Annotated in this window: 21 protein-coding genes; 4 read left to right on the top strand and 17 right to left on the bottom strand. The window is 46.6% G+C overall.

From position 1 onward, the window contains the following. Positions 1-64: 64 nt before the first annotated feature. From mutS to AC58QG_RS07840, 7 genes are all read right to left on the bottom strand, one after another. Positions 65-2686 carry a DNA mismatch repair protein MutS gene (mutS, locus tag AC58QG_RS07810; protein WP_497361518.1) on the bottom strand — a complete coding sequence of 874 codons (2622 nt, stop codon included), beginning with the start codon at positions 2684-2686 and terminating at the stop codon, positions 65-67. 234 nt (positions 2687-2920) lie between these two features. Then, a complete protein-coding gene (locus AC58QG_RS07815; protein WP_497361519.1) occupies positions 2921-4390 on the bottom strand; it encodes a putative amidoligase domain-containing protein in 1470 nt (489 codons plus the stop codon). 140 nt (positions 4391-4530) lie between these two features. Then, positions 4531-5097, bottom strand: coding sequence for an outer spore coat protein CotE (gene cotE, locus AC58QG_RS07820; RefSeq protein ID WP_497361520.1), 567 nt, complete (start codon positions 5095-5097; stop codon positions 4531-4533). Positions 5098-5211: 114 nt separating this feature from the next. Further along, positions 5212-6171, bottom strand: a complete 960-nt coding sequence (locus AC58QG_RS07825) for an aromatic acid exporter family protein (RefSeq protein ID WP_497361521.1) — start codon at positions 6169-6171, stop codon at positions 5212-5214. A 77-nt stretch (positions 6172-6248) separates the two neighbouring features. Further along, complete coding sequence (locus AC58QG_RS07830) at positions 6249-7091, bottom strand: ABC transporter permease (RefSeq protein WP_497361522.1); 843 nt, start codon at positions 7089-7091, stop codon at positions 6249-6251. Next, the gene (locus AC58QG_RS07835; RefSeq protein WP_497361523.1) at positions 7084-7857 is read right to left on the bottom strand and encodes an ABC transporter ATP-binding protein; all 774 of its coding nucleotides are present in this window, start codon (positions 7855-7857) and stop codon (positions 7084-7086) included. The genes AC58QG_RS07830 and AC58QG_RS07835 overlap by 8 nt, the downstream gene beginning before the upstream one ends. 54 nt (positions 7858-7911) lie before the next feature. After that, positions 7912-8925 carry an ABC transporter substrate-binding protein gene (locus tag AC58QG_RS07840; protein ID WP_497361524.1) on the bottom strand — a complete coding sequence of 338 codons (1014 nt, stop codon included), beginning with the start codon at positions 8923-8925 and terminating at the stop codon, positions 7912-7914. A 153-nt stretch (positions 8926-9078) separates the two neighbouring features. Here AC58QG_RS07840 and AC58QG_RS07845 point away from each other — a divergent pair, with 153 nt between their 5' ends. Continuing rightward, positions 9079-9234: a hypothetical protein gene (locus tag AC58QG_RS07845; protein WP_497361525.1), complete on the top strand. Its 156-nt coding sequence runs from the start codon at positions 9079-9081 to the stop codon at positions 9232-9234. A gap of 503 nt (positions 9235-9737) precedes the next feature. Here AC58QG_RS07845 and AC58QG_RS07850 read toward each other — a convergent pair. After that, on the bottom strand, positions 9738-11258 hold the full coding sequence (locus AC58QG_RS07850) for a carboxypeptidase M32 (RefSeq protein ID WP_497361526.1): 1521 nt from the start codon (positions 11256-11258) through the stop codon (positions 9738-9740). Between the two features lie 143 nt (positions 11259-11401). Between AC58QG_RS07850 and AC58QG_RS07855 the strand changes: the two genes are divergently transcribed. Both AC58QG_RS07855 and AC58QG_RS07860 read left to right on the top strand, forming a co-directional pair. After that, on the top strand, positions 11402-11725 hold the full coding sequence (locus tag AC58QG_RS07855) for an iron-sulfur cluster biosynthesis family protein (RefSeq protein ID WP_497361527.1): 324 nt from the start codon (positions 11402-11404) through the stop codon (positions 11723-11725). A 51-nt stretch (positions 11726-11776) separates the two neighbouring features. After that, positions 11777-12355, top strand: a complete 579-nt coding sequence (locus AC58QG_RS07860; protein WP_497361528.1) for a beta-class carbonic anhydrase — start codon at positions 11777-11779, stop codon at positions 12353-12355. A 60-nt stretch (positions 12356-12415) separates the two neighbouring features. Here AC58QG_RS07860 and AC58QG_RS07865 read toward each other — a convergent pair whose 3' ends face one another. The 8 genes from AC58QG_RS07865 to AC58QG_RS07900 form a co-directional block, all read right to left on the bottom strand. Further along, complete coding sequence (locus AC58QG_RS07865; RefSeq protein WP_497361529.1) at positions 12416-14563, bottom strand: hypothetical protein; 2148 nt, start codon at positions 14561-14563, stop codon at positions 12416-12418. 24 nt (positions 14564-14587) lie between these two features. Then, positions 14588-15766, bottom strand: coding sequence for an ABC transporter permease (locus AC58QG_RS07870; protein WP_497361530.1), 1179 nt, complete (start codon positions 15764-15766; stop codon positions 14588-14590). Beyond that, complete coding sequence (locus AC58QG_RS07875) at positions 15763-16482, bottom strand: ABC transporter ATP-binding protein (protein ID WP_497361531.1); 720 nt, start codon at positions 16480-16482, stop codon at positions 15763-15765. Before AC58QG_RS07875 ends, AC58QG_RS07870 begins: the two co-directional genes overlap by 4 nt. 27 nt (positions 16483-16509) lie before the next feature. Next, a complete protein-coding gene (locus tag AC58QG_RS07880) occupies positions 16510-18261 on the bottom strand; it encodes an efflux RND transporter periplasmic adaptor subunit (RefSeq protein ID WP_497361532.1) in 1752 nt (583 codons plus the stop codon). A 42-nt stretch (positions 18262-18303) separates the two neighbouring features. After that, positions 18304-18915, bottom strand: a complete 612-nt coding sequence (locus AC58QG_RS07885) for a hypothetical protein (protein ID WP_497361533.1) — start codon at positions 18913-18915, stop codon at positions 18304-18306. A gap of 98 nt (positions 18916-19013) precedes the next feature. Next, positions 19014-20465: a sensor histidine kinase gene (locus AC58QG_RS07890; protein WP_497361534.1), complete on the bottom strand. Its 1452-nt coding sequence runs from the start codon at positions 20463-20465 to the stop codon at positions 19014-19016. After that, positions 20458-21186, bottom strand: coding sequence for a response regulator transcription factor (locus AC58QG_RS07895; RefSeq protein WP_497361535.1), 729 nt, complete (start codon positions 21184-21186; stop codon positions 20458-20460). Before AC58QG_RS07895 ends, AC58QG_RS07890 begins: the two co-directional genes overlap by 8 nt. Beyond that, entirely contained in the window at positions 21183-21716 is a 534-nt protein-coding gene (locus tag AC58QG_RS07900; RefSeq protein WP_497361536.1) for a DUF309 domain-containing protein, read from the bottom strand. The genes AC58QG_RS07895 and AC58QG_RS07900 overlap by 4 nt, the downstream gene beginning before the upstream one ends. 180 nt (positions 21717-21896) lie before the next feature. Here AC58QG_RS07900 and AC58QG_RS07905 point away from each other — a divergent pair, with 180 nt between their 5' ends. Next, positions 21897-23819: a glycosyl hydrolase family 18 protein gene (locus AC58QG_RS07905; RefSeq protein ID WP_497361537.1), complete on the top strand. Its 1923-nt coding sequence runs from the start codon at positions 21897-21899 to the stop codon at positions 23817-23819. 75 nt (positions 23820-23894) lie between these two features. Here the strand turns inward: AC58QG_RS07905 and AC58QG_RS07910 are convergent, their stop codons facing one another. Further along, positions 23895-24158 (bottom strand): hypothetical protein, encoded by a 264-nt coding sequence (locus tag AC58QG_RS07910; protein ID WP_497361538.1) that lies wholly within the window; start codon positions 24156-24158, stop codon positions 23895-23897. Between the last annotated feature and the right edge of the window lie 69 nt (positions 24159-24227).

The following is a 24227-nucleotide window of genomic DNA, read 5'->3' on the forward strand; positions in this document are numbered from 1 at the left end:
CGCATCTTCATGTCTCCGTTCAAGTGAGGTCTGTTAGTGAAAAATTCATATATAAAAGCTTGAATTATTGCAGCTTTTGTTTCCATTCATATACTAAATTAAGCGCCTGAAGCGGCGTCATATTGATGAGGTCAATCCCCTTCAACTGGTCAAGCACCAGTTGCGATTTGCCGTCATGCTTCTTCTTGACGGCAACTTCCGCTGGACTGTCCTCCTCGAAGAGGGACAGCTGCCGAATCGGGGCCGCCACGGGTTCAACCGTGGCCACTTGTGCCTGCGGCGCAGCTGCCGCCGCGCGCTCTTCAAAGCCATTCAGCAGCGCATACGAGCGCTGAATGATTGCATCTGGCAGCCCGGCGATTTCGGCACAGTAGATGCCGTAACTCGTGCTGGCTGCCCCAGGGATGAGCTTGCGCAGGAAGGTCACCTGCCTGCCGCTCTCTTTCACGGCCATGCAGTGATTGCGCAGATGCACAAGGCTCTCTTCCAAATGGGCGAGCTCATGGAAATGCGTCGACACAAGCGTCTTACAGCCGATACGATCGTGCAGGAATTCTATGACGGCCTGAGCGATCGCCATGCCTTCACCTGTCGAGGTACCGCGTCCCAGCTCATCAATGATGACAAGGCTGCGACTCGTCGCCTTCTCCGTCATGACCTGGATGTCCATCATCTCGACCATGAACGTACTCTGCCCTCCGATGAGATCATCGGCAGCGCCGATCCGCGTGAAGATCCGGTCTGTGACCGGAATACGCGCGGAGCTGGCAGGCACGAAACAACCGATCTGCGCCATGAGGCAGATTACGGCCACTTGCCGCATATACGTACTCTTACCGGCCATGTTCGGCCCGGTAATGAGCAGGATGCGGCCCTGCTCTTGGAGCAGGCTCGTCCCGTTCGCGATGAACGAGCCGTCCTGGATGACAGCCTCCACCACAGGGTGTCGGCCGTCTACGATTTCAAGATCGAAGCCTTCGCCGATCTCCGGCTTGCGGAAGTGATGCGCCGCACTGACCGTCGCCAGCGATTGGTACACATCGGCGGTGGCAATCACCTCCGCCAGCTTTTGCAATCTGGAGATATGCTTCGAGATCCGGTCGCGCAGCTCCGTGAACAGCTCATACTCCAGATCAATCATTTTATCCTGCGCTTCCAGAATGAGCGCTTCTTTCTCTTTGAGCTCCGGCGTGACATAACGCTCTGCGTTCGCAAGCGTCTGTTTACGCTCGTAGCGACCTTCCTGCAGGGCGGACATATTCGCCTTCGTGACCTCGATAAAGTAACCGAACACTTTGTTATAGCCGATTTTGAGCGACTTAATGCCCGTCGCTTCGCGTTCTTGACGCTCCAGCTCGGCAATCCATTGTTTGCCGTTCTTGCTAGCCTCACGAAGTTGATCTAGGTATGGCTGATAGCCTTCGCGAATCATTCCTCCGTCACGAATCGAAACTGGAGGCTCGTCCTCAATCGCATTGGCAATCCAGGACATGACATCATCACAAACGTCCATATTTTCAACGAGCTTCCGCAGCGTTTCGGATCCAGATGTAGCACAGAGCTGCTGGAGCATCGGAACTTGCTGTAAGGAGTGCTTCAGTGCGATCATATCGCGAGCATTGGCATTCCCATAAGATATGCGGGCAACCAAACGCTCTAAATCATAGACTTCCTTCAGTGCTTGTTTCACGTCTTCACGGACAATCAATTGATTGTAGAGGAGATTGACGGCTTCTAATCTTTCTTCGATACGAGCCACGTTCATCAGCGGCTTCTCGATCCAGCGGCGCAGCATACGTGCACCCATTGCGGTTACCGTTTTGTCCAATAACCACAATAAAGAACCTTTTTTGGCGCGTTCACGAACCGTCTCAACGAGCTCTAAGTTGCGACGAGTAAACGGGTCCATCGTCATAAATTGATCAGGTTCATAGATGCGAATGTGCTTCACGTGCGTGAGCGCTCTTTTTTGTGTTTCTTTCAAATAGGCCAGCAAGGAAGCGACGCCTTGTCGGCTGATGCTGGATAAGTTCGATAACGCGGCATCTTCTGCGAAATGCTCATCAAGCAGTGTCTCATCCGCTTTGGTCCACTCCGTCAGCACCATGTTACGGCCCCATGCTGCACCCGATTCTCGAATCGTGGTCAGCAAAGCTTGATTCGTTACAATTTCGGATGGATTATACACATTCAACTCATCCACCACTAGCTCCCAAGAATCAGGAAGTTGTGTCGTATAGAGCTCACCTGTTGAAATATCACAGGCTGTAAACGCGTAACCATTGGCTTGGTTGACCAAGGATACGATGTAATTGTTAACGGATTCGCCTAGGAGCTTACTATCCATCACTGTTCCTGGCGTAACAATCCGCACGATTTCTCGGCGTACAACGCCTTTGGCCTCTGCGGGATCTTCCACTTGCTCACAGATCGCGACTTTGAATCCCTTCTCAATTAAACGGGACATATAGTTGTCCGCTGCATGATGTGGAACGCCACACATCGGTATTTTCTCTTCTCCGCCACCTTCACGGCCTGTTAACGTAATTTCTAGTTCACGCGATGCATTAATCGCATCTTCAAAAAACATCTCATAAAAATCGCCCAAACGAAAAAACAAGAAAGCATCTGGAACCTGCGCCTTCACGGCTAAGTACTGCTGAATCATCGGCGTATATGTAGCCAACTTGTGTTCCCCCAACCTATTCCATAGTAAATGGTAACTCTTTGAAACTATCATTCTTATTTTCAACCATACACAGCTTAGTAGAAATCATTCTGCTTGCAGCAGGTAAATAACCTCCAGCAAGCAGAATAACGGGATTCGTGTACAGCCTTCACATGCCACTCATTTTCATAACATCCAACAACTAACAATCTTCTATTTCATCTATCACTCTATGATGCGACAGATAATCTATTATAACATGATTCCTTCCTCAAAAGCTTCTTTACGCACCCCGGGTGCAATTTTCCAAGCGATCCGAATGTCCGCCATTTCGCCCCATGGCTGCATGGAAGTGACCTGCAATCGAAGTCCTTCGAGCATTCCAGCATAGACCTCATAACCCTTGAGTTGCTCCAAGTCTTTCCACAGCTTCGCAACCTCATCTTGAAGCCTGCGCTTATCACCATTGTAATAGGCAGCTTGGATATCGGGTTCTTGAAGAGGCCTCCGCGGCAATCTCCAGTAATTATTGACGATCAATGCTGCAAGTGCGAATACACCTCGGGTGATAACGGGAGAAGCCAACCAGCTTGGCAGCGTACGGTACTCGAAACCACCATGAGACTTCTTGCGGAAGTCACCTAGATAGCCATACCGCGGACGCCGACCGCGCGTCGATTCGTCCTCAATCAGGATCAGCGGTAATGCGAGATAATTATCCAGCGCCCGCAGCAAGTGCCCATTCATCCAGCAACGGCTAAAATGCAGGTGACCACCTAGCGGGTAGCCTCGCACGGGCATGCCGCCTGAACACCAGGCTAGGCTTTGATCTGTGATCTTCCGTGCGGCAAGACCCATGGTCACACGCACATTCTTTACAAGCTGCAGCGGGTCAACGCTAGGCTGCGGGCGCAGCTCAGCTAGTGGCAGAATCACGCGATGCCCGCTCAGCACGATGGCGTCGCTGCCTACAGCGCCTTCCCGGGTTAGGAAGCGGTCGGCGAAGACGACTTTGCCCTGCGGGTTCACGAGCAGGAACTCAGGATCACAGCCGAGCATCGCTCGCTCTTGACGTTCCAGCTCTTTCGCGAGTGATTGATCATACTGATCAATCGCTTGTGCGAAGAGCTGTGCCAGTCTCCCATTAAGCTTCGGAACGGGATCGACATCCAGCACGAGCGTATGCCCGGTTGGTGTGATCCCAATCGTGACGAGGCCATAGTCTAAGCCAAGGGCGTAGATCGCTTTAACGGACTCGCGACTCGCCCTCCGTCCATGGAAGTTGATTTGTCCAGGCCCCACTTCTATGTAGGCAGCATTCACACCCAAATGACGCTGCTTTTGTAAGGACTTCTCCGAAAGCAGGACCGTCTCCTTTTTCTCATAAATGAGAAGTGTTTGGAGATGAAAGACAGCCACTTTATATTTAAGCGTAAATGTCTCTGGTTCTCTTTTCCCCCGCGCTATGGGGGCTTGAGATGTCATTGTTTTCATTCCGTGAAGCTGCAGCAGTTCTTCCCGCTTCTTACGATTCTGAGCTCGCATGATCGCTTTAATGGGCTGCAGCCCAGGTTGCTGCGGGTATTCATCATGCGCTGTTCCCCAATGAATAATCATTCGCCCCTGCCAGTTCTCGGGGAGCCTGCTCCCACTCGGAATGCGGATGCGTTCTGCCAGCTCAAGTGCGTCTTTCTCCTGTGCGTGCAGTAAGAAGGTTTCCAATGTAACACCCCCTCGTATCACTCATACTACTTCTGACGCCATGCATACACGAATGCCCAAATGTGCGAATACAACAAAAAAGAGGGCAAATGCCCTCTGCCGAACCTCTTTAGCCCGCATATAATGGCGTATAAGATTCCTTAATCCAGTTCATCCTCGAGCAGATCGGCGTCCAGATCCTCAAAATCACCATCGCCACTGTCATCGAAATCCACATGTTTGTCGTCGAAGTCATTGCAGCCGTTGGTGCAAACGACTACACAGACTTTCGTTTCGGCAACGAGCTCTACCTGGAACTCACGTTCCACCCGAATGATGACGCTGCTGCCACTTGAAGAGATGCTGGCCTCAACGCAATTCGGCTCCTGCGTCGCGACAGCTGATACTTCGGCTGTCGTCGGCTTATGTTTTTTGTCCAAGTAACTTAGTCCAACGATTTCTACATACGATACGGTTTCTTTTGCTACGTCTGTTTTGGTGTTACGATCGTAAGAATACCAGATGTTGATATCGTAAGTACCAACTACCTCTACGCCCTCTCCAGAATGGACAGCCTCGAATTGGTTATTAATAATCCAAGCGCCCAAAATACTGGTTGGAGAATAAGGCGGAGTCACGGTATGACTTACATGAGAAAATTTGCGACCTTTACCGCAGACAGCCTTTGTAATGATCTCTCTGCATTGCAAATCTTTATCTAATGACATCCTTTCAACCTCCTCCATACAATCATTCATTACAAGTGTATGCAGGACAGTAGTCTAGAGTGACAATTATTTTATATTATTTTTGAGATTCAAAAATACTTATATCTGTCAGAGTCAACCCGCTTCAGGGCGGTGTTTTTTTTGCTTTTTGGCTATAGCTAAATAGTGCATTAACTCTCTGTTAAGCTGTAAAATCGCTGATCTCACTTCGAATTCTTCTCGACTCTCAGGCAAAGGCATTCCCTTGTAACGGGCATTCAGCTCTTGTAATTCTTTCTCTGCTTCCCCTGTATAATAGTCTTCCTTCACAGATTGGCTAATATCTTCGAAGATCGCAGCAACCAACTCTCCTTGTGGAAGGGTCTGATACACGCCGGCGACGAGATCAATCATCCGATGTATCGATTCCAGCTGCTCACCTCTCATGTAGAAATACACACGCCAATAAGGATCCCAGCCAAACAGCAAGGTATTTTCCATCGAACGCTTTGCCAAGCTAGCTCCACGATCAATTTCCTCACTGACCTCCAGCAGTTCCTTGCCATCCCAAATCACTGTATTATCCCGAAGATGCTTGGCAATGTTGACAAAAATGTCGGAAAATAATCCCTCAACTTTTTGTTTATGCGCGTTAAGTGAGCTGTCTGCCTTCGGCATGTAAGCAATATTGATGATGGTTGCTGATCCTAATCCAATGACCAACAAAATCAGCTCGTTGAGCACGGTTGGCCAATCCGCAGATTCATACGCAAATAGATGCAGCATCACGACGGCTCCTGTGACAGCCCCCTCCGTAATTCGCAGCCGAACAAGTACTGGAAACACGATCAGAATAAATAAGCTAACGACCCAAATATGAAATCCGAGTAAATTAAATAAGACCGAACCGATGAGAAGCGCAAGCATGGAAGCCGCTATTCGGTGAAGGGCGCTCTGAATGCCTTTCTTCTTCGTCACTTCAATGCCCAGAATGGCAAGAAGTCCCGCTGCCCCTGGCGTATGAACCCCTAATATATACGCCAGATACATCGCGATTATGACGGCAACAGCTGTTTTGAGCACACGAAAGCCCATAGTGTCTTCACCTCTTTACAGGTTATTCTATGGGCTCATTATTTCATTTTGAGATTGTTGTGGCAAGCCTCTCTCTATTACCGATGCTTCGTTAGTTTCTTCTCTAGGTTGGCTACAAGCTGGTACATCACCGTAGCGACTAAGGCAATAACGAATAGTGTGGATATCACTAAGGTGAAGTTAAAGACTTGAAAGCCATATATGATTAAGTATCCCAGCCCCTTCTGAGACACTAGAAATTCGCCGACGATGACGCCGATCCAAGCTAAGCCTACATTGACTTTCAGCGTAGAAACAATAGTTGGAAACGAAGATGGCAGAATGGCTTTGAGAAATACTTTACGCTGATTGCCACCGAATAGTTTCACGACCTTGATGTAGTTATGATCCACTTCCTTGAAGCTGCCATAGACAACAAGGGTCGTAATAATAACCGTAATTGAAAGTGTTGTTGCAATAATTGAAAGCAAGCCAGGCCCAAAGCCTACAATAAATAAAGGCCCTAGTGCTACCTTCGGCATACTATTCAGCACCACAATGTAAGGATCCAGCACGCGCGACAGAAAAGGAGACCACCAAATGACTACAGCTAAAGCTGTTCCGAAAATGGTTCCCAAGAAAAATCCAATAATCGTCTCTTCGACTGTTACCACCACATGAGGAAGAAGGCTCCCGTCAAGCAACTTCTCCCACAGCAGATGGAATACCTTAGTTGGGTAGCTAAAAAGCAGTACATCGATCCATTTCAACCGTGAAGCAAGCTCCCACAAGGATAAAAATAGGAGCAAGATAGCTAATTGAAAAATGCGGACCCACTTCGTTTCTTTCTTCTTCGCTCTCAGAAAACGCTGATGAACGTCTTGCTTTAATTTATCATTCGGTTGGTCAATTAGGATGCGCTGCTCATCTTGATTATTCATGCTGCACACCCCCAAACTCTTGCCAAATTTGCCGAAATAGGACATGAAATTCAGGTAATTCTCTCGCTTCAAAAGGTACGGCAGCCCGAACCGCGTCTGGCATTAGGAAGGTTCTCCGAATACGTCCTGGATTCGGAGCCAACACAATAATGCGGTCACTCATGGCAATCGCTTCTGATATATCATGGGTGACCAATATCGCTGTTTTCTTCTTGGCACGCAGCGTCTCTACAACCAAATCTTCCAGCTGCAGTTTCGTCTGATAGTCCAGTGCCGAGAAAGGCTCATCTAATAGCAGCAACTCCGGTTCCGTTGCCAAGGTTCGGACGAGCGCGACGCGTTGCCGCATACCACCTGAAAGCTGATTTGGATAATAATCTTTGAATCCAAGCAGACCCATTTCCTCCAATAAGTGAAGCGCCCCCTGCTTCTTCTCTTTCGTCAGCGAGCCTGCGATTTCCAAACCCATACACGCATTAGCCTCAATCGTCCGCCAAGGAAATAAGTAGTCCTGCTGTAGCATATAGCCTACTTTAGCCGATGGCCCCTGCACATGATGACCTGCTACTGTGACTTGGCCTGAGGTCGGAGGAAGGAGTCCCGCAATGATGGATAAGAGCGTTGTTTTGCCACAACCGCTAGGACCAATCAAACTGACAAACTCCCCTTTCGCAATGTCGAACGAAATTCCTTGAAGGGCAAGCGTGGCCCGTTCTTCTGTAACGTAAACCTGCGTGACATCTCCAACCTGCACAGCTGTGTCCATGGTGCCTAACCTCCTCTTGTCTCCATCCTGAGGGGACTCCTGTTTCCACTGATATTATTTCTTCACGTTAGTTTTGGCTTTTTCCGCAAAGGAATTATTCACGAGCTTGCTCCATGCCACTTTCTCTTTCAGCTCTCCTGCTGATGTCATGACATCGAGCAAATTGTTCCATTCTTGTTCATCTACAATGCCATCCGTAGCGAAGGAGCCTTGATCTTTATAGCGTTTCACAACATTTTTGACAATTGCAACATCGATATCTTTAAAATAAGGCAATACCGCTTCTGTAATCTCATCCACGCTTTTCGCGGCAACCCACAGCTGTGCCCGTTGAATGGCATTCGTGAACTTCTGAATGGTAGCTGGGTTGGCTTTGATGAAGCTTTGCTTCGACATGAACACGGTATACGGCAGATGTCCGCTCTCTACACCGAAGGATGCAAGCACATACCCCTTGCCTTCTTTCTCAATGATCGACGCTTGTGGCTCGAAAAGCTGTACATACTCCCCTGTTCCTGAAGCATAGGCTGAAACAATATTGGCAAAATCAATGTTTTGGATTAGCTGCAAATCCTTTTGCGGGTCGATGTTGTGCTTCTTCAACGTGAATTCGCCTGCCATTTGCGGCATTCCGCCTTTACGTTGACCAAGGAATACCTTCCCTTTGAGGGCATTCCAATCCAACTTATCCACTTTGTTGCGAGCAACCAGGAAAGTTCCGTCTGTTTGGGTAAGCTGCGCAAAGTTGATCACTGGATCATCCGAACCTTGCTGAGAAACATAAATGGATGTTTCCGAACCCACAAGGGCGACATCAATGGCATTCGAGAGCAGTGCGGTCATTGTTTTGTCTCCGCCTGGTGTTGTTGTCAGTTCAACATCGAGCCCTTCATCTTTGAAAAACCCCTGCGATAACGCGACATATTGCGGCGCATAGAACAAGGAACGCGTCACCTCACCAATACGCACTTTCGTTGTTTCTTCCGTCTTGGTTCCACACGCAGAAGCAATTAAGCTTAAGAGCAGAACGACGGATAGTGTGAATCCCCATCTTTTTCGATTGTTCATAAGACGTCCCTCCGATTCGAATTGTAATGTATCGTATGCAAGAGCCCAGACGTCGGTTAACGGTTCTTACAGAAAAGCAGATGGAGTCGATAAAATTTGGGATTTATGCGGTAGCAGCTGTTTCGTTTGTGATCGTGCACAAAGACAAGTAAGTTGAGCGGAGCATGGTGCGAGGAGCAAACACACTTTGGTTCGGGGCTAGGGTACGAGCCACTTGCGAACCGAATCGGCGAAAATGGCGACTTCTCTGCGGGCAAAAGTGCAAATGTGCAACCTTTTGATGCTTTTCGAGGAGCAAATAAGAAATAAGTGCGAAAGTGCAACTATTTGTCTATATGTATCTCCAAAAGGAATGAAATCACGAAAATAAGTGCCTATTTGCATCAATTTTGCTCAAACGTTCTAATGTTGCTACTAAAAGATGCCTATTTGCAACTTTGATGCGGAGGTTAGCGAAAGCTTCGTGGCGGGTGGGAAGTTAATCGCGAGAGGGAAAGTAAATCATGGGATATATGGTTGATCGAAGGAGGAACTGTTGGTGGTGGGATATATAGTTGATCGAGGGAGGAACTGTTGGTGGTGCGATAGTTGTTAGTTGGCGGGACTGATGAGGGGGGAGATTGTGGATTGGGTGTGAGACATGTAATTTTGTGCGAAGGGTAGCTGATTAGTTGCGAGTCAATTCATTGTCGTCGGGGGGAATGACAGTTTGGGAGATGGCCGACAAGTAGCAACACGAAAAAACAGCTTTTCACAACGAAACAAATCGTCGTGAAAAGCTGTTTCACTCACAATTTACAGCTCATTACCTGCTAAATACCGTAAACTTCCGAATACTTGTCTTCCAAGTACGCTACCAAGTACTCCGGATTTAGCGGCTCGCCAGTGACTTGCTGGATGATTTCGTTCGGTGTCAGCAATTTACCGTGCTGGTACACTTTCTCCGTCAACCACTCTTTAATCGGCGCTAGGTTGCCTTCAGCAATTAAGCTATCGAAGTTCGGCAGCTCTTTGCGAAGCGTGTTCGTGAATTGCGCCGCGTACATGTTCCCAAGCGCATACGACGGGAAATAACCGAACGCACCGCCGGACCAATGCACATCCTGAAGGACTCCTTCTCCATCATTCGGTGGTGTAACACCCAAATACTCCTCGTATTTGGCATTCCACGCCGCAGGCAAATCCGCTACGGCAATCGTGCCGTTGAATAACCCTTTTTCGAGTTCATAACGAATCATGATATGTAGGTTGTACGTAAGCTCATCGGCTTCAATTCGGATCAGGGATGGCTCAATATGGTTAATCGCCCGGTAGAAATCCTCTACGCTGACATCATCAATTTGCCCGCTAAACGTTGTCTGAAGCTCGCTGTAGTAGCGATCCCAGAACTGTTTGCTGCGGCCGATGACATTTTCCCAGAAGCGGGACTGCGACTCGTGAATCCCCATGGAGGTACCCGAGCAGAGATTAGTTCCTACGAGGTCTGTAGAAATATTTTGCTCATACAGTGCATGTCCGCCTTCATGAATCGTTCCGAACAGTGCCGAGGTGATATCATTAGGCAAATAGCGCGTCGTAATACGCACATCCCCCGGGTTCAGTGCCGTAGCGAAAGGATGCACAGTTTCATCCAAGCGACCTGCTTCAAAGTCATACTGCATTTGTTTCAAAATGGAAAGCGAGAATTGCTTTTGCTTGCCGATATCAAATTGTTGATCTAAGAATGCACGATTCGGCTGATTCGCCGAAGCCGCAATCCTCTGAAGCAGTGGAACTGCTTTTTCCCTCAGAGTACCGAATACTTCATCCAACTTATCAACTGTCATCCCTGGCTCATACATATCCAGCAATGTGTTATATTTATGCCCTTCATAACCCCACAGCTCAATAAACTCCTGCGTTGCCGCAACGATTTTCTCCAAAAACGGCTGAAAAGACGCCCAATCCGAATTATGCTTCGCACCTTCCCATGCGGATTCCGCTTGCGAAGTTAATACGACATAGGATTGATATTTGTCAGCAGGTATTTTTTTACTGCGATCGTATTCTTTTTTGCATTCCTGCACCATTTTGCGAGAAATAGGATCTAATTGCTCCAGCTCAGCTGGCTGCATGAAGAAATCGACATAGCTGCCCATCTCATCTGATGTGGACATTCGAAATACTTCGGTGGAGAGCTCACCGACAACTTCTGAACGCGTCTCAATTCCTTTTTTAGGAGCACCCGTCCGCATGTCCCAATAAATCAATGAGATTGCCTCTTCGTACTGCTTCATTTTACGAACATAAGCTTTGAACGATTCCAACTTGGCATTAACAACACCAACACTCATGTGCTCATCTCCTCCCAAATGTTTCAATATTTATCATACTTCCAATGAGGGACAGAATCAAATATCGAGCTAAGTGTGGTAGAATTAGGACAAGCCTTGATTTTGTCAGGCTGTTTTGTGCAACTATGTGAGGAGATGACCTTATGAACGTTACATTTACCGATACAGCAAGACAACGTTTAACACCATATTTGGAGCAAAATAACACCTTATTGAAGCTCGTTTTTGATACCGAGGGCTGTGGTTGTTCCGTGAATGGCGTACCTACCCTGTGGTTGGTTACTACGGCAAATGCCGAGGATGTCTCAGCTGTGACGGACACTTTTCCGTTGATTTATAAAGCGAAGGATGAGATCTTTTTCGAGGAGAACATGAAAATCGACTTCCATGTAGCAAATAAATCCTATATACTGAAGAGTAATAATCAAATTTATAATGCGGGTATGAGCTTAGTCGATAAACGATAAAGCTGCACAAACATAGACATGCAGCGCATCAACTTACTTGGAGGGAATACCATGTCTTTAATCAATGAGATTTTAAGCTACAACAAAGATTTCGTAGAAACCAAGCAGTATCAAGAGTTTCTGACGACGAAATTTCCAGACAAACGAATGGTTGTCGTCACGTGTATGGATACACGGTTGGTTGAATTGCTTCCAAAGGCCATGAATCTTCATAACGGGGATGCTAAAATTATTAAAAATGCCGGCGCCATCGTCTCTCACCCCTTCGGTAGTCTTATGCGCAGTATTATTGTCGCTGTCTATCAGCTGGATGCTGACGAAGTTTTCGTCATTGGTCACTATGATTGCGGCATGACAGGTCTTAACTCGGAAACAGTCATTGCCAACGCAAAAAGTAGAGGCATCTCCGATGATGTCATTGAAACATTGGGACATGCTGGCATTGATCTAAAACGCTGGCTCACTGGTTTCGAGCATGTGCGCGAGGGCATCGAGAAAAGCGTGAATATTATTCGGAATCATCCATTATTACCTAAAAATTTACCCGTACACGGCCTGATTATCGACCCAGAAACAGGTCGCTTAGATCTTGTAGATGCGGCCTATCCCCCATCACCAGAGTTGTTGTAACACACTAAAAAGAGTAGATCCAGTTACGTACTGGACCTACTCTTTTTTCATTTCAACCGATTATGGTGTAATCGTTCTGATCAAGCGTTTGGCTTCCCCATTCGGAGTGGCAATAACTTCGTAAATGTTAAACACCGAATTTGAGGTTATTTGCTCAGATCTCACATTCGTAAATTCGAGGAACTGAACGCCAGACATAATTTTTTGCTGACCTGTGAAGGTCATTGCTTTGGAGCTCAACAGGCGTCCTTCTGTATCTACTACCTCAAACAACAGCGAGGAGAAATTCGCATCTGTGATCACTTGTGCTTGTCGCTCCACATCCAGATCTAACCGCAAGCGGTAACCATAAGACCCGTCTTTGCTATACGTAGTGCTAAGTGAATAATCGTCAAAGTTGATCGTAAATGGATACACGGAAATAGGTCCAGTTGCTGGAACAGGCTGCACTTCCGTTTTGAATGAACCAACCGCCAAACGAGTAGAATCATACAGATTCAGCGCAAGTTTATCTGCATCCTCATTATCAGGCACCATGTAAGAGTAGTTCAGAACATAGCTTGTGTTTGGTGCGATGTTTTTCGCCACATTGGTTTGACGAACACCTGCATAGGTGTAGCCATCTTCATTCGTCAGGTCGGTTTGGAAATCCGGCAAAGCCAATGTCGATGTTCCTTTATTCGTCAATTTATATTTCGCAACGACGGTCTTGTAACCAAAGTCTGAGTTCACACTCATACCAAATTCAACTAGCGACATATCCATGTTAGAATCGAAGCTATTTGAGGATGTTAGCTTAAAGGCATCACCGATCTTATAAGCTTGTGCTGCAGCATAGGATGTGGCTTCACCAGCAACGCCAGCACCAGCAAGTGATGTAATTGAAACCGGCAGAGATGTCACTTGTTTCGAACTGTCCGTATTGCCTGCACCACCTGTACCACCTGCATTACCAGTACCAGTTGTTGGTGTTGTTGTCGAAACCGCCGCACTTTGTTTCTCTAACACGACCAACTGTAACGCTTCTGCACTTAGCGAAGCAGGTACAACGCCTTGGAAATGGAAGGTTGTTGACTCATTTGGCGATAAGTAAGCGGTACGTACCGCGTTATCACTCGAAGTCACGCCTACATTACCACGTATGGCCTGGAACTCAGCAGTCAAGTTAGGAATCGTAATGATTCCTTCGCCTTCGTTCGTCAAGGTCACATTCGCTTGCACATGCAGCCCATCCGATTGTTGAACGGCAGATGCCCATGAGGTTGAAATACCAAGACCATTCAAATCCTCATTCGCTTCTAAATTCGGGTAAGCCCCTTTGTCGCCAATGCGACCTACAGAGAAGGTTTTCGCTGCATTCAATGTACCGAGGACCGTTGTTTTCACTTTGCCTTTAGGCGAGAACAGCAAGGAAAATTTATTCGTATCCAGCAAAGCTGGTACGGCAGCTTGTAATTTCACTGTCACAGGCTGCTCAGGAAGCAACGACCCGACGCTTCCAACAAATTGTGCACCATAGGTCAACCCTTTGCTGTCTTGGAAGTTGAGTTCAAGTCCTTCTGGCAGCTTCACGCTCGAACTGCTTTCATTCGCCAGGGTAAGATCTGTGTACACCATCCATACGCCATCTTTATAAACTTTGTAGCTTTGTCCTAGTTTAGCGGTAACTAATACTTCTTCAACTAGCGTAGTGTCAATCTCTTTTAAATTAATCACTGCCTGCTGTTCCAGCGTTTGACCTGTTTCAACCATCGCAGATTCGACGGAAAGCGCACCGATATCTGATGTCGAGTTATTATTCCATCGGAAAATATCAACCTTCAAATCGGAAGGCGTCAGATTGTTCGGAATTTCTGACGTAAATTTAAACGTCCCCGTCTCTCCTGCCTTCACACGTGCAACAACCTTCTCATTAAGCTTGGCTGTATAGGTAATGCCATTCGCATCAATGACTTTTACACCATAATTATTGAAATCGACTATCGAGTTACTATGATTGTTCAAGCCTAATGAGAAGCGAAGCGAACCATCCTCGGCTCCCACCGCTAACGATACTTTGTCCAAAGTAAAATAGACGGAATCACTGAGAAATACTCCTTCCTTGCCAGCGAAAGCTGAGGTTGCTAGAGGAAGTGTTAAGAAGCTTGCAGCGGTTAGCAATAAAGCCGAACGGCTGAGCAGTCGTTTCATCTTACGTTGTTGGATCACAGGGAGTCCTCCTTGTAGTTATATTTAGTCAGAACGCAATGCGTCAATCGGACGCAGTTTGGATGCTTTGTTAGCCGGATATAAACCGAAAACCACACCGACCAATACAGAGAATAAGAAGGAATAAAGGCCTACATCAAATGAAAGACTGGTTGACTGCTTCGGGCTAAAATAAGGTAAGGCATACGAGAAACCAATACCGATGAGAAGGCCGATTAAACCGCCCATTCCACTGATCACGACTGCTTCCACCAAGAATTGCAGCAAAATATTTCGACGCTTAGCGCCAATCGATTTGCGAATCCCGATCTCACGCGTTCGCTCACTTACCGTTACTAGCATAATATTCATGATCCCAATTCCTCCAACGAGCAAAGAAATCAAGGCAACCGCCACTAATTGATTCGTAAGTGTGTTGGTTGCTTCAGTCCGTGCCTTCAGCAGCTCGTCCTGATTCGTTAATACAAAGCCGGTATCGCTTTTGAACTTATACGTCAGGTACTGCTTCATGGTCTCCTGAGCTGCATAAATATCGTCTTTCGTAGGTGCTTCGACATACGTTGTACGAATCTGTCCCAGCTTGAATTGACGTCTAGCAGATTCTAATGGCACGATGACAGAGCTATCTACAGAAGCTCCCCCAATATTAGAACCCTTTTCTTTGAGTGTCCCAATGACGTTAAACACAACACCATCAATGTTGATGTTTTCGCCAACTGGATCTAGTGTCCCAAAGAATTTTTTCGTCACTTCACTGCCCAAAATAGCGACATTTGAACGAAACTCAAGATCTGTCGGTGACAAATTACGACCTTTATCAATTTTTGCTTTGATAATGTCGAAATAGCGGTCATTCGTTCCGAGCACATTATATTTTTCCTGCGTTCGATCATATTTGACATTGGAACCATTCTTCGACATCGTCGGCGCGATGGATTTGAATTCCGGGAAATTCTCGAAATTCATTAGATCATCGTAGCTCAACTGCGTCGCACGTCCGTTCCCCGTCGCCGTAACAACGAGCAAATTCGTCCCCATGTTCTCGTATTGTTTCGCAATGGCTTCCGAAGTTCCTTGCCCGATGGAAACGAGTGTAACGACAGAGCTTACACCGATAATAACGCCAAGCATGGTCAGAAATGTACGCAGCGGACTCGAAATGATCGTCCGAAGCGACATTCGGATCAGTTCACTTACCTTCATACGCTCACCTCTTGCTGCAACAGCGCCTTCTTCGTGTCATTTCGATAGTCATTGACAATGATTCCGTCGCGAAGGGCAACGACACGCTTCGCATTATCAGCGATATGATGATCATGCGTAATAAGTACAATAGTATTGCCTTGTGCATTGAGTTGAAGAATAAGCTCTAGCACTTCCTCACCTGTTCGTGAGTCTAAAGCTCCCGTCGGCTCATCCGCTAGAATCAGTGAAGGCGAGATCGCCAGTGCACGCGCAATGGCTACCCGCTGCTGCTGACCGCCTGACAGCTCGCTTGGCCGGTGATGGCCACGTTCGCCCATGCCAAGCATTTTCAACATCGCATTCGCCCGTTCCTTGCGCTCTTTCTTAGAAATACCTGCGTAGATCATTGGAAGCTCTACGTTTTCCATTGCCGTTAATCGTGGAAGCAGATTGAATTGCTGGAATATAAAGCCGATCTTCTGATTTCTAAGCTCGGCCAGCTCATTATCACTCATGCGCTCCGTTACGACACCATCCAATGTGTAGCTGCCTGAAGTCGGTACATCCAATAAGCCGATCGTATTCATCAGGGTTGATTTGCCGGATCCACTAGGGCCGATAATGGCAACGAAATCACCATCGGCAACAGTTAACGATATGTTACGCAGAATGGGAAGATCTTCCTCACCGCGCCTATAGGTTTTCGTTATATCTTTCAGTTCAATGATATTCATCCCGCAACAGCTCCTTTCCGGCCAGCATTATCTGTTACCGCCACCACCAGCATTACCGCCAACTTGGGTACGCTGTGCAGCTCCGCCGCCGGCATTACCACCACCGCCTGCTCCGCCTGCACCACCTTGTTGGAAGCCACCAGCACCGCCACCGCCAAAACCGCCTGCTCCGCCGGCACCGCCGCCTTGCTGGAATTGCTGTCTTAAGCGATTAATCTCGTCTTGACTTAAATTTTGCTGTCTTCTCACAGCAGCAGGCAATACGACTTTATCGCCTTCTTTAAGACCTTCCGTGATCTCAATTTGCGTTGTGGAGCGAATACCAATTTTCACTTCATGTTCTGCTTCATTGGTTCCATCCGCTTTCTTCACCGTTACAACACGTTTACCACGTTGCAGTTGAAGCGCTTCTGGCGGGATATAAAGGACATCTTTCTTATCCTGGATCAAAATTTCTCCGGTTGCCGTCATACCATATTTCAACAGATTATCTTTATTCTCTGTGGCCAGGATAACATCATAGAATGTTACTCCGTTCGTTGTTGTACCTACCGTAGAAACTTGTGTCACTTCTGCCGGGAAATTGCGTCCAGGGAAAGAGTCAACCTTAATTTCGGCTTTCATACCTACTTTAATATTTGGCAAATCTAGCTCATCCACTTGTACGGGAAGCTGCATTTTGGCAAAACTTGCTACAGTACCAAACTGAGTACCACTTTGCACTCTTGTTCCCGGTCGGAAGTTGCTAAGAATATCTACTTTTTTATTCACGAAATCGGTTGAGAATACGCCATCGAAAGGAGCAAGAATTTTCAAGGCAGTTACGCGATCTTGTGCCGCATCAACCTTCAACTTCTGACGCTCAAGGGCAGCTTGCGCCGTCGTGATATCATCGTCTAAGGTATCATTCAGGAAGGAGGCAAGCAGATCACCTTGGTGTACAATTACACCTGTTTTGAAAGGCAATGTGGAGATACTGCCCGTCGTTCCTGCAAGAACTGTAGCAACCTGCACGTACTGAAGTGCTGCTTTCCCTTGCGAATCAACCGCACGTCCGCCAATCGTCGCAGATCCCATTGCATTCAAACCTGCATCCATGGAATTGTCATTCTTAATTTGAATATCAATATCGACAAGCTTACCGCCCTTACCATCCGATTTCGGATCTTTGGAAATGGCAGCTATTGTTCCTGTTTTGGTGATCATGAAGCCATCAACCGTTATGTCTATGGTATCGCCTTTATGTAGTTGTGCAGCATCCTCCACAAAAAATGGCAAGGTAACGGTTAGCGTACTCGCATCGCCAATCGTAGCGATTTTCGTCGATTTATTAATCGTTGCGCCAACATCAATATTGGCGTACGTTAATTTCCCGCTTATAGGTGCAGTAACCCCAGTTATTCCTCTTTGTTGCTCCTTCGTTTTCAAATCTTTCTCCAATTGCTCATAAGTCGTTTTGGCATCTTGAAGATCGTTTTCCAAGTTTGAGCTTGTCAGCTCGATCAGAACATCTCCCGCTTTAACCGTTTGATTACGAGTCAGGTTAATCGATTTTATGAGAGCATTTTCTGTAGACGAAATCGTTTGGGTATCCTTCGGCTCAAATTGCGCTGTTCCCGAAACAGATGAGCGAATGTTCCCTTTTTTCACATCGACCGTAACTTCTTTCGCTTCTGCTGATTTCGTTTTCTTTCCTTTCGTTAGATACGCATAGGAACCACCAGCACAAACGAGGATTGCCACAATCACGATGAACCATTTACTGCGAAAAAATTTCATTCTGATACTTCCCCCTTAGCATTTGTACGCTTGTACGTAACCTTACGACTTCGAAACCAGTAATTCGATTAATTGCTGTTCTACGCTCCTCCCCAAACCACGTGAATCCAGAGATGAGGTATCACTGTAAACATGCTCTGAGACACCAGCTTCAACCTGCTGCTCGGTCTTCCTCCTCTTTTCGAAAGCGTTTACATATCGCTCCCTCTCCGCCGCCGTTAACGCTTCCTTATGAGTTCTCATTCGTTCTGCGATACGCTGCTTCAATTGTTTCGATTGTTCATCCAGATAAGCTTTCTGCTCTTTTGTTAACACTTGGATGACTGCTTTGCGCTCGGATTCGTCAATGCTTCCTTCTTCTTCGCTTTTGCGAACAATGGGCAAAATGGCTCGAGATTGCTCTGCAGTTAATGCTAATAACGGTTGTCGATCCATCACGATTAACCCTTGGAATAGCATAACTAGCCGCTGTTCTGTTACATTCTGTACATCTTCAGCTAATGGGAGCTCTTGCGAGACTTGGGCGGAAGCAGGCATTGACGGGATCACTGTTACAGAGGTTCCAGCTTGTCCAATACGCTGTCCGGTACAACCGACTAACAAGAAGGTCGTGAGGATTACACACAGCAAACTATTGCGTGCACTGCTGCTCAACCAACATACACCTCCACAAAAAAACCTATCCATCAGCAACAGGATAGGCGAAAAATGTGTATGAAGTATGATAAAATTGTGACGAATTTGTGAACAAACTAAACTTTTCTCGGAAACACGATCCGGAACTCCGTACCTTCGCCAATTCGGGAACGCGCGCTAATCGTGCCATTCATCCCCGTGACGAGATGCTTCACAATCGTGAGTCCAAGACCGGTCCCCGAAATCCCGTCCGCTTTGGACGTTCTAGCTTCATCAGCCTTATAGAACCGATCCCAAATGCGAGATAATTCGGAATCCGTCATTCCTGTCCCCGTATCTCGAATATACAAATGGGCTTCTTTCTCATGCTCTTCTAAGGCTACTGTCAACGTTCCCCCTTCTGGGGTGAATTTCAACGAATTATACATGAGATTATGGATGATTTGGGCAAAGCGATCCGGGTCTAATTGTACGAAACATTCTTCCTCATTCTCTTCGGGCAGTATGAGATGTAACGAAATGTGCTTCTCTTTAATCGTAGGCTTCAAGAGCTCCAGTGAATCCTCCACTAATTCGATCATATTGACGGGACGTAACCGAAATACATCCACCCCATTTTGAATCTGAGCAAGGTCCAGAAGATCCGTTACCAGACGTTGCAAACGCTGCACCTCTTGATCACAAATGGTTAAGTAATGCGGGAATTTCTCTTGTGGAATAATATGATCATTCATCGCAATGATGAAACCACGCAACGTTGTCAACGGGGATCTGAGCTCATGAGAGACATTGGCTAGAAATTCTTGCCTCGTCTCTTCCCACTCCTCTAATTTCTCCACCATAAAGTTAAAGCTTCTAGCCAGCTGTCCGACTTCATCCTGCGAATTGACGGGAACACGTGTCTTGAAATCCCCATGTGCTAACTCTAACGCGGCACGATTCATTTGTTGCAGCGGCCCTGCGAGCTTACGGGAAACAACGAACAGGATAAAGCCAACTGCGATGAGAGAAAACAGCAAAGGTAACCAGAGGTTCAGACGCACCGCAGATATGACCTCACGAATATCACCTGCCGGGAAATGAAGAATAATAACCATTGGCTGTTCGTTCAATTGATAGGGAGCGTAAAAAGCGAATAAATTTCGCTTCCCTTCCGGTGTTTCCAGACTGATCATGCTGTGCCCTGTATGGCCATGCAAGCCGTCAATAAACAAAGTATCCAACTGCTTCGGAATTGCTCTTCCTTCACTATCCGATGAACCGTTGGCTATGTTGCCTTTCTCATCTACGAGCCAGACTTGTCCGTTAATACTTCTAGCCAGAATCCGAACCGTATATTTCAGCTCACGGGTAGAAATTGTGCCATCCTGAACCGAATCCAATAATCGGATAATTTCCGTATTTCTTTTTTCAAGAAGCTCAATTTTATCCTTATAAAAGAGATCTGTGAAATAGTAATTCCAAAAAATGAAAAGGCCAACAAAGAAAAGCACACAGGTCGCGAGAAATGAGAGGAAAATTTTTATATATAAGCTATTGTATTTCCCCAACACCCAACGCTTAAGCATGCTGGACAACCTCAAACGAATACCCTATCCCCCAAAGGGTCTGGATATTCCAGGTCTCATGCTGACCTAACTTCTTCCGCAGGTTTTTCACATGCGCATCCACGGTGCGTGTGCCCCCCGTAAAATCAAAATTCCACACATACCCAAGCAAATCCTCACGTGTAAATACGCGTCCGGGGTTGCTCATTAAGAAAAACAAAAGTTCAATCTCCTTAGGGGTTAATTCGATACGATTGCCTCCAACCGTCACGCGATATTGCTCCAAGTCGATCATGATATTGCCCATTTCCAACCATTTACGTGGAGAGCTTTGCGGCCCAGACATTTCGGCAGGCACTTGCAAAGTCCTACGGAGCACAGCTTTAATACGCGCAATGAGCTCATTCGGATCAAACGGTTTCACTAAATAATCGTCTACCCCCAAATTAAAGCCTCTCAGCTTGTCCAAGGACTCGCCTTTCGCAGTTAAGAAAATAATCGGCGTGTGATTATAAGGAGCATCCATTCTTCGAATTTGCTCACAGAGTTCATAGCCAGATATATCTGGAAGCATGATGTCAAGCAGCACCAAGCTTGGTCTTTCACTCATGATGGTTTTAAGCACGGTTCCGCCGCGAAACAACTGAATCGCTTCAAAATTTGAGTGCTCCAAATATAGCCTGACAACCTCAGAAATATTAGGTTCATCTTCAACGACTAGAATTTTGCCTTCTGAACTCATTCCATGCCACCTAATTCCTTTCGAATGATTTGTTGTCTCGCTCTTTCTTCAATCACTTCAGACCGATCTCTTCGCGTATGCTTATGAATGATCATCTCATCCGACATCCGGCTTGGCGCTTGCCAGCTCCACCCTTTGTGCTCACATAATTCCAAACACAAGTCCAACAGCTCAGGATCTGAAATAGGCAAATTCATATCTACAAATTGATAATTCTCATTTCCGATCGCCTGCCATGCTTGCGCAATTCTTGCTTGCAACTCCACATCGTCTAGTCCCAACGTGCGTACATCCTCAGCCTGCAGGTTATTCGCAGCACTTTGCAGCATTTTCACAGCGCCTGCGTAATTACCTCTACGACTGTGGTACATCCCCACAGCAATTTGAATAAGTCCCACATACGTTAATCTCGCAGGATCTTTGGGATGCTCCTTCCAGTATTCTTCCATGACTTCATGACATTCGAAATAATCCCGCTCTCCGTGAAAATAACATAAATAATCGGTGTATGCCTCTGGATATTGCGTCATTTGAATTCCCCTCACCTTTAAGTTCATCACGGTTAAACCATTCTCTCCATATGTTACTAAAAAGTCAGGTCATCGTCCAACTTCACGCCATTATCCATGAACTTCCACCCTATCGAAAGCGCAACCAATCTACCCTATCTTGCGTCCAATATAGTAGCTTACTAGAAAGAGGCGGAATGAATGAAAATAGGAAAATGGTTACTTAGCGGCACGTTACTTCTCACACTGACTGTGCCTTCAACAGTTCTCGCAGCAAGCAATGGTCCATCCAGTATAGACAAAACGACGAAATACCGCGTCTACCAGTACAATCAGGTGCTCATGGAATTCGCAACATATACGCAAGCAGAAGCGTATGCCAAGTGGTTTTCGAACAGTCACGTAGAAGAAATCGGCACGCGTACTTGGGTTTGGAGCAATCTCCCTCGTTATCAGGTCTATCAGCAAGATATTACCCTGCCAGAATGGCAATTCGCCACACTGAATGAGGCCATCGCCGAAGCTAAGAAATGGACGAACGCAAGTGTAAGGGATTTGCAGTCCACAGGCTGGGTGTGGAACAATTATGCCCGTTACCAACTCTATCAAAATGAAATTTCACTAGATTCTTGGAAGTTTACAAGTCTGACAGACGCCATCTCCGAAGCCAAAAAATGGGGTGGCGCTCATATTATCGATTTGAACTCGAATCAGTGGGTGTGGGATAACATCCCGCAAGCCGAAAAAACGGCAAACAGCGCTGGCAGCGTGGTATACAACGTCTATCAAGGAACATTTTCAGCACCTAATTGGGGATTTGCCTCTTTAGAAGATGCGATACACGAAGCGCTTAATTGGGGGAACTCCACGGTCGTCAATATCAACACCAAAAAAACAGTCTACAGCAATCTTAAAATTTATAAAGTATTTCAAAATGACGCCTTGCTGCAGGAATTCACTTCCATCGACGACGCCATCAATTATGCAAAGCTATGGGGACACAGCGCCATTTACCGAGAAGGTCGTAAGATTTGGAACAACTACGCGTCTTATCAAGTGTTTCAAAGCTCCAACCTGATTGGCGAGTTCAAAACTTTACCGGAAGCCTTATCGTATGGCAAACAGTACAGTAATGCTTCGATTCAAACCTTGGAGCATCGTACACTATGGGATAATTTCAAAAAGCTTCAAGTATGGGGTTGGAACGGCAGCTCTGGCGCAGAGACGATTAAAGCTCATGTAGCTAACACAATTGGTCTTGATGTAGATTCTCCTTCTTATTTCGAGTTGGCCGATAGCGCAGGCAATCTGAAGGATACGTCGAATGCTGACACTGTCAAATGGCTGCAAAAAAACGGCTATACCGTGTATCCATTAGTTAGCAATCAGTTCAGCTCCACCTTAACTACGCAATTTCTGACAAACAGCGCGGCTCAGGACAAGTTTATTACAGCTTTGGTCAATCGCTCCGTACAGTTGGGGGTTCCAGGAATCAATGTGGATTTCGAAAGCTTAGCAGGTTCGGATCGAAATGCATTCACAGCTTTTGTTGCAAAATTGACCTCCGCTGCACATGCCAAAGGATTAATTATCTCTATTGATCTGCCACGCGGCAGTGTGAAATGGAATCATCTTTCCGCATTTGATCACGAGAAGCTAGGCGCTATCGTCGATTACATGGTCATCATGGCCTACGATCAGTATTGGAAAGGAAGCACATCGCCTGGATCCGTTGCAGGTATCCCTTGGGCTGATGGCGGGATTCAAGAGTTCCTGTCGTACGGTATTCCACGTGATAAAATCATTTTAGGTATCCCGTATTATGTACGTGAATGGCAGTTGGATGCCAAAGGTGCCTTAGTCGGTAATCGCACCGTTCTCATGAAGGACATTCCTGCTTTAATGGCTTCCAAATCGACCACCCAAACGTGGGACAGCGAATTCGGACAATACCGTGTCGAGTACAAAGAGAATAGCTTCACTTACGTGCTCTGGCTGGAAAATCAAGCGACCGTCACGGCTCGTATGGACATCGCCAAAAAGTACGACATCGCAGGTGTTGCTGCTTGGCGTCTAGGCTATGATTCAGCTGATTTATGGCAGGCTGTTTTGCAAAAGAAGTAAGTTATATGACAAATAAACCTGAGCTGAGGATTTCGTCCTTGTCTCAGGTTTTTTATTGATAAGTCCCGACTTGATCTAGATGAGCCCCAACTGGCTGAAAGTCGTTTCCGTGCCGCAATCGGCGCAGTACTTGGCATCCGCCTTATTAACCTTATAGCACCCCTTGTGCATGAGGGATTTCTCTTTCGTACATTTGTTCTTGAGCGGCGCACCGCAACGTATGCAGTACCTGTCTTCTTTCACCGCAACGTACTTGCACCTGACACAGGTTTGTAACTCATTTTTGGCTGGTGTTGCCATACGTTCATCCCCTTGAAGTTCCTTTATGCGATACTTCAAGTATATTCGAGCTCCTGCTCTCCGTGTTCCTCTACAATTCCCCGGAGAAAAGTTCCTTTCCAGAAGTAT

This window comes from Paenibacillus sp. J22P169, from assembly GCF_059691995.1.

Excerpts from the sequence above, each read along its gene's own strand:
- cotE (WP_497361520.1), bottom strand. The coding sequence starts at position 5,097 with ATGTCATTAGATAAAGATTTGCAATGCAGAGAGATCATTACAAAGGCT.
- AC58QG_RS07825 (WP_497361521.1), bottom strand. The coding sequence starts at position 6,171 with ATGGGCTTTCGTGTGCTCAAAACAGCTGTTGCCGTCATAATCGCGATG.
- AC58QG_RS07830 (WP_497361522.1), bottom strand. The coding sequence starts at position 7,091 with ATGAATAATCAAGATGAGCAGCGCATCCTAATTGACCAACCGAATGAT.
- AC58QG_RS07835 (WP_497361523.1), bottom strand. The coding sequence starts at position 7,857 with ATGGACACAGCTGTGCAGGTTGGAGATGTCACGCAGGTTTACGTTACA.
- AC58QG_RS07840 (WP_497361524.1), bottom strand. The coding sequence starts at position 8,925 with ATGAACAATCGAAAAAGATGGGGATTCACACTATCCGTCGTTCTGCTC.
- AC58QG_RS07850 (WP_497361526.1), bottom strand. The coding sequence starts at position 11,258 with ATGAGTGTTGGTGTTGTTAATGCCAAGTTGGAATCGTTCAAAGCTTAT.
- AC58QG_RS07855 (WP_497361527.1), top strand. The coding sequence starts at position 11,402 with ATGAACGTTACATTTACCGATACAGCAAGACAACGTTTAACACCATAT.
- AC58QG_RS07860 (WP_497361528.1), top strand. The coding sequence starts at position 11,777 with ATGTCTTTAATCAATGAGATTTTAAGCTACAACAAAGATTTCGTAGAA.
- AC58QG_RS07870 (WP_497361530.1), bottom strand. The coding sequence starts at position 15,766 with ATGAAGGTAAGTGAACTGATCCGAATGTCGCTTCGGACGATCATTTCG.
- AC58QG_RS07875 (WP_497361531.1), bottom strand. The coding sequence starts at position 16,482 with ATGAATATCATTGAACTGAAAGATATAACGAAAACCTATAGGCGCGGT.
- AC58QG_RS07880 (WP_497361532.1), bottom strand. The coding sequence starts at position 18,261 with ATGAAATTTTTTCGCAGTAAATGGTTCATCGTGATTGTGGCAATCCTC.
- AC58QG_RS07890 (WP_497361534.1), bottom strand. The coding sequence starts at position 20,465 with ATGCTTAAGCGTTGGGTGTTGGGGAAATACAATAGCTTATATATAAAA.
- AC58QG_RS07895 (WP_497361535.1), bottom strand. The coding sequence starts at position 21,186 with ATGAGTTCAGAAGGCAAAATTCTAGTCGTTGAAGATGAACCTAATATT.
- AC58QG_RS07900 (WP_497361536.1), bottom strand. The coding sequence starts at position 21,716 with ATGACGCAATATCCAGAGGCATACACCGATTATTTATGTTATTTTCAC.
- AC58QG_RS07905 (WP_497361537.1), top strand. The coding sequence starts at position 21,897 with ATGAAAATAGGAAAATGGTTACTTAGCGGCACGTTACTTCTCACACTG.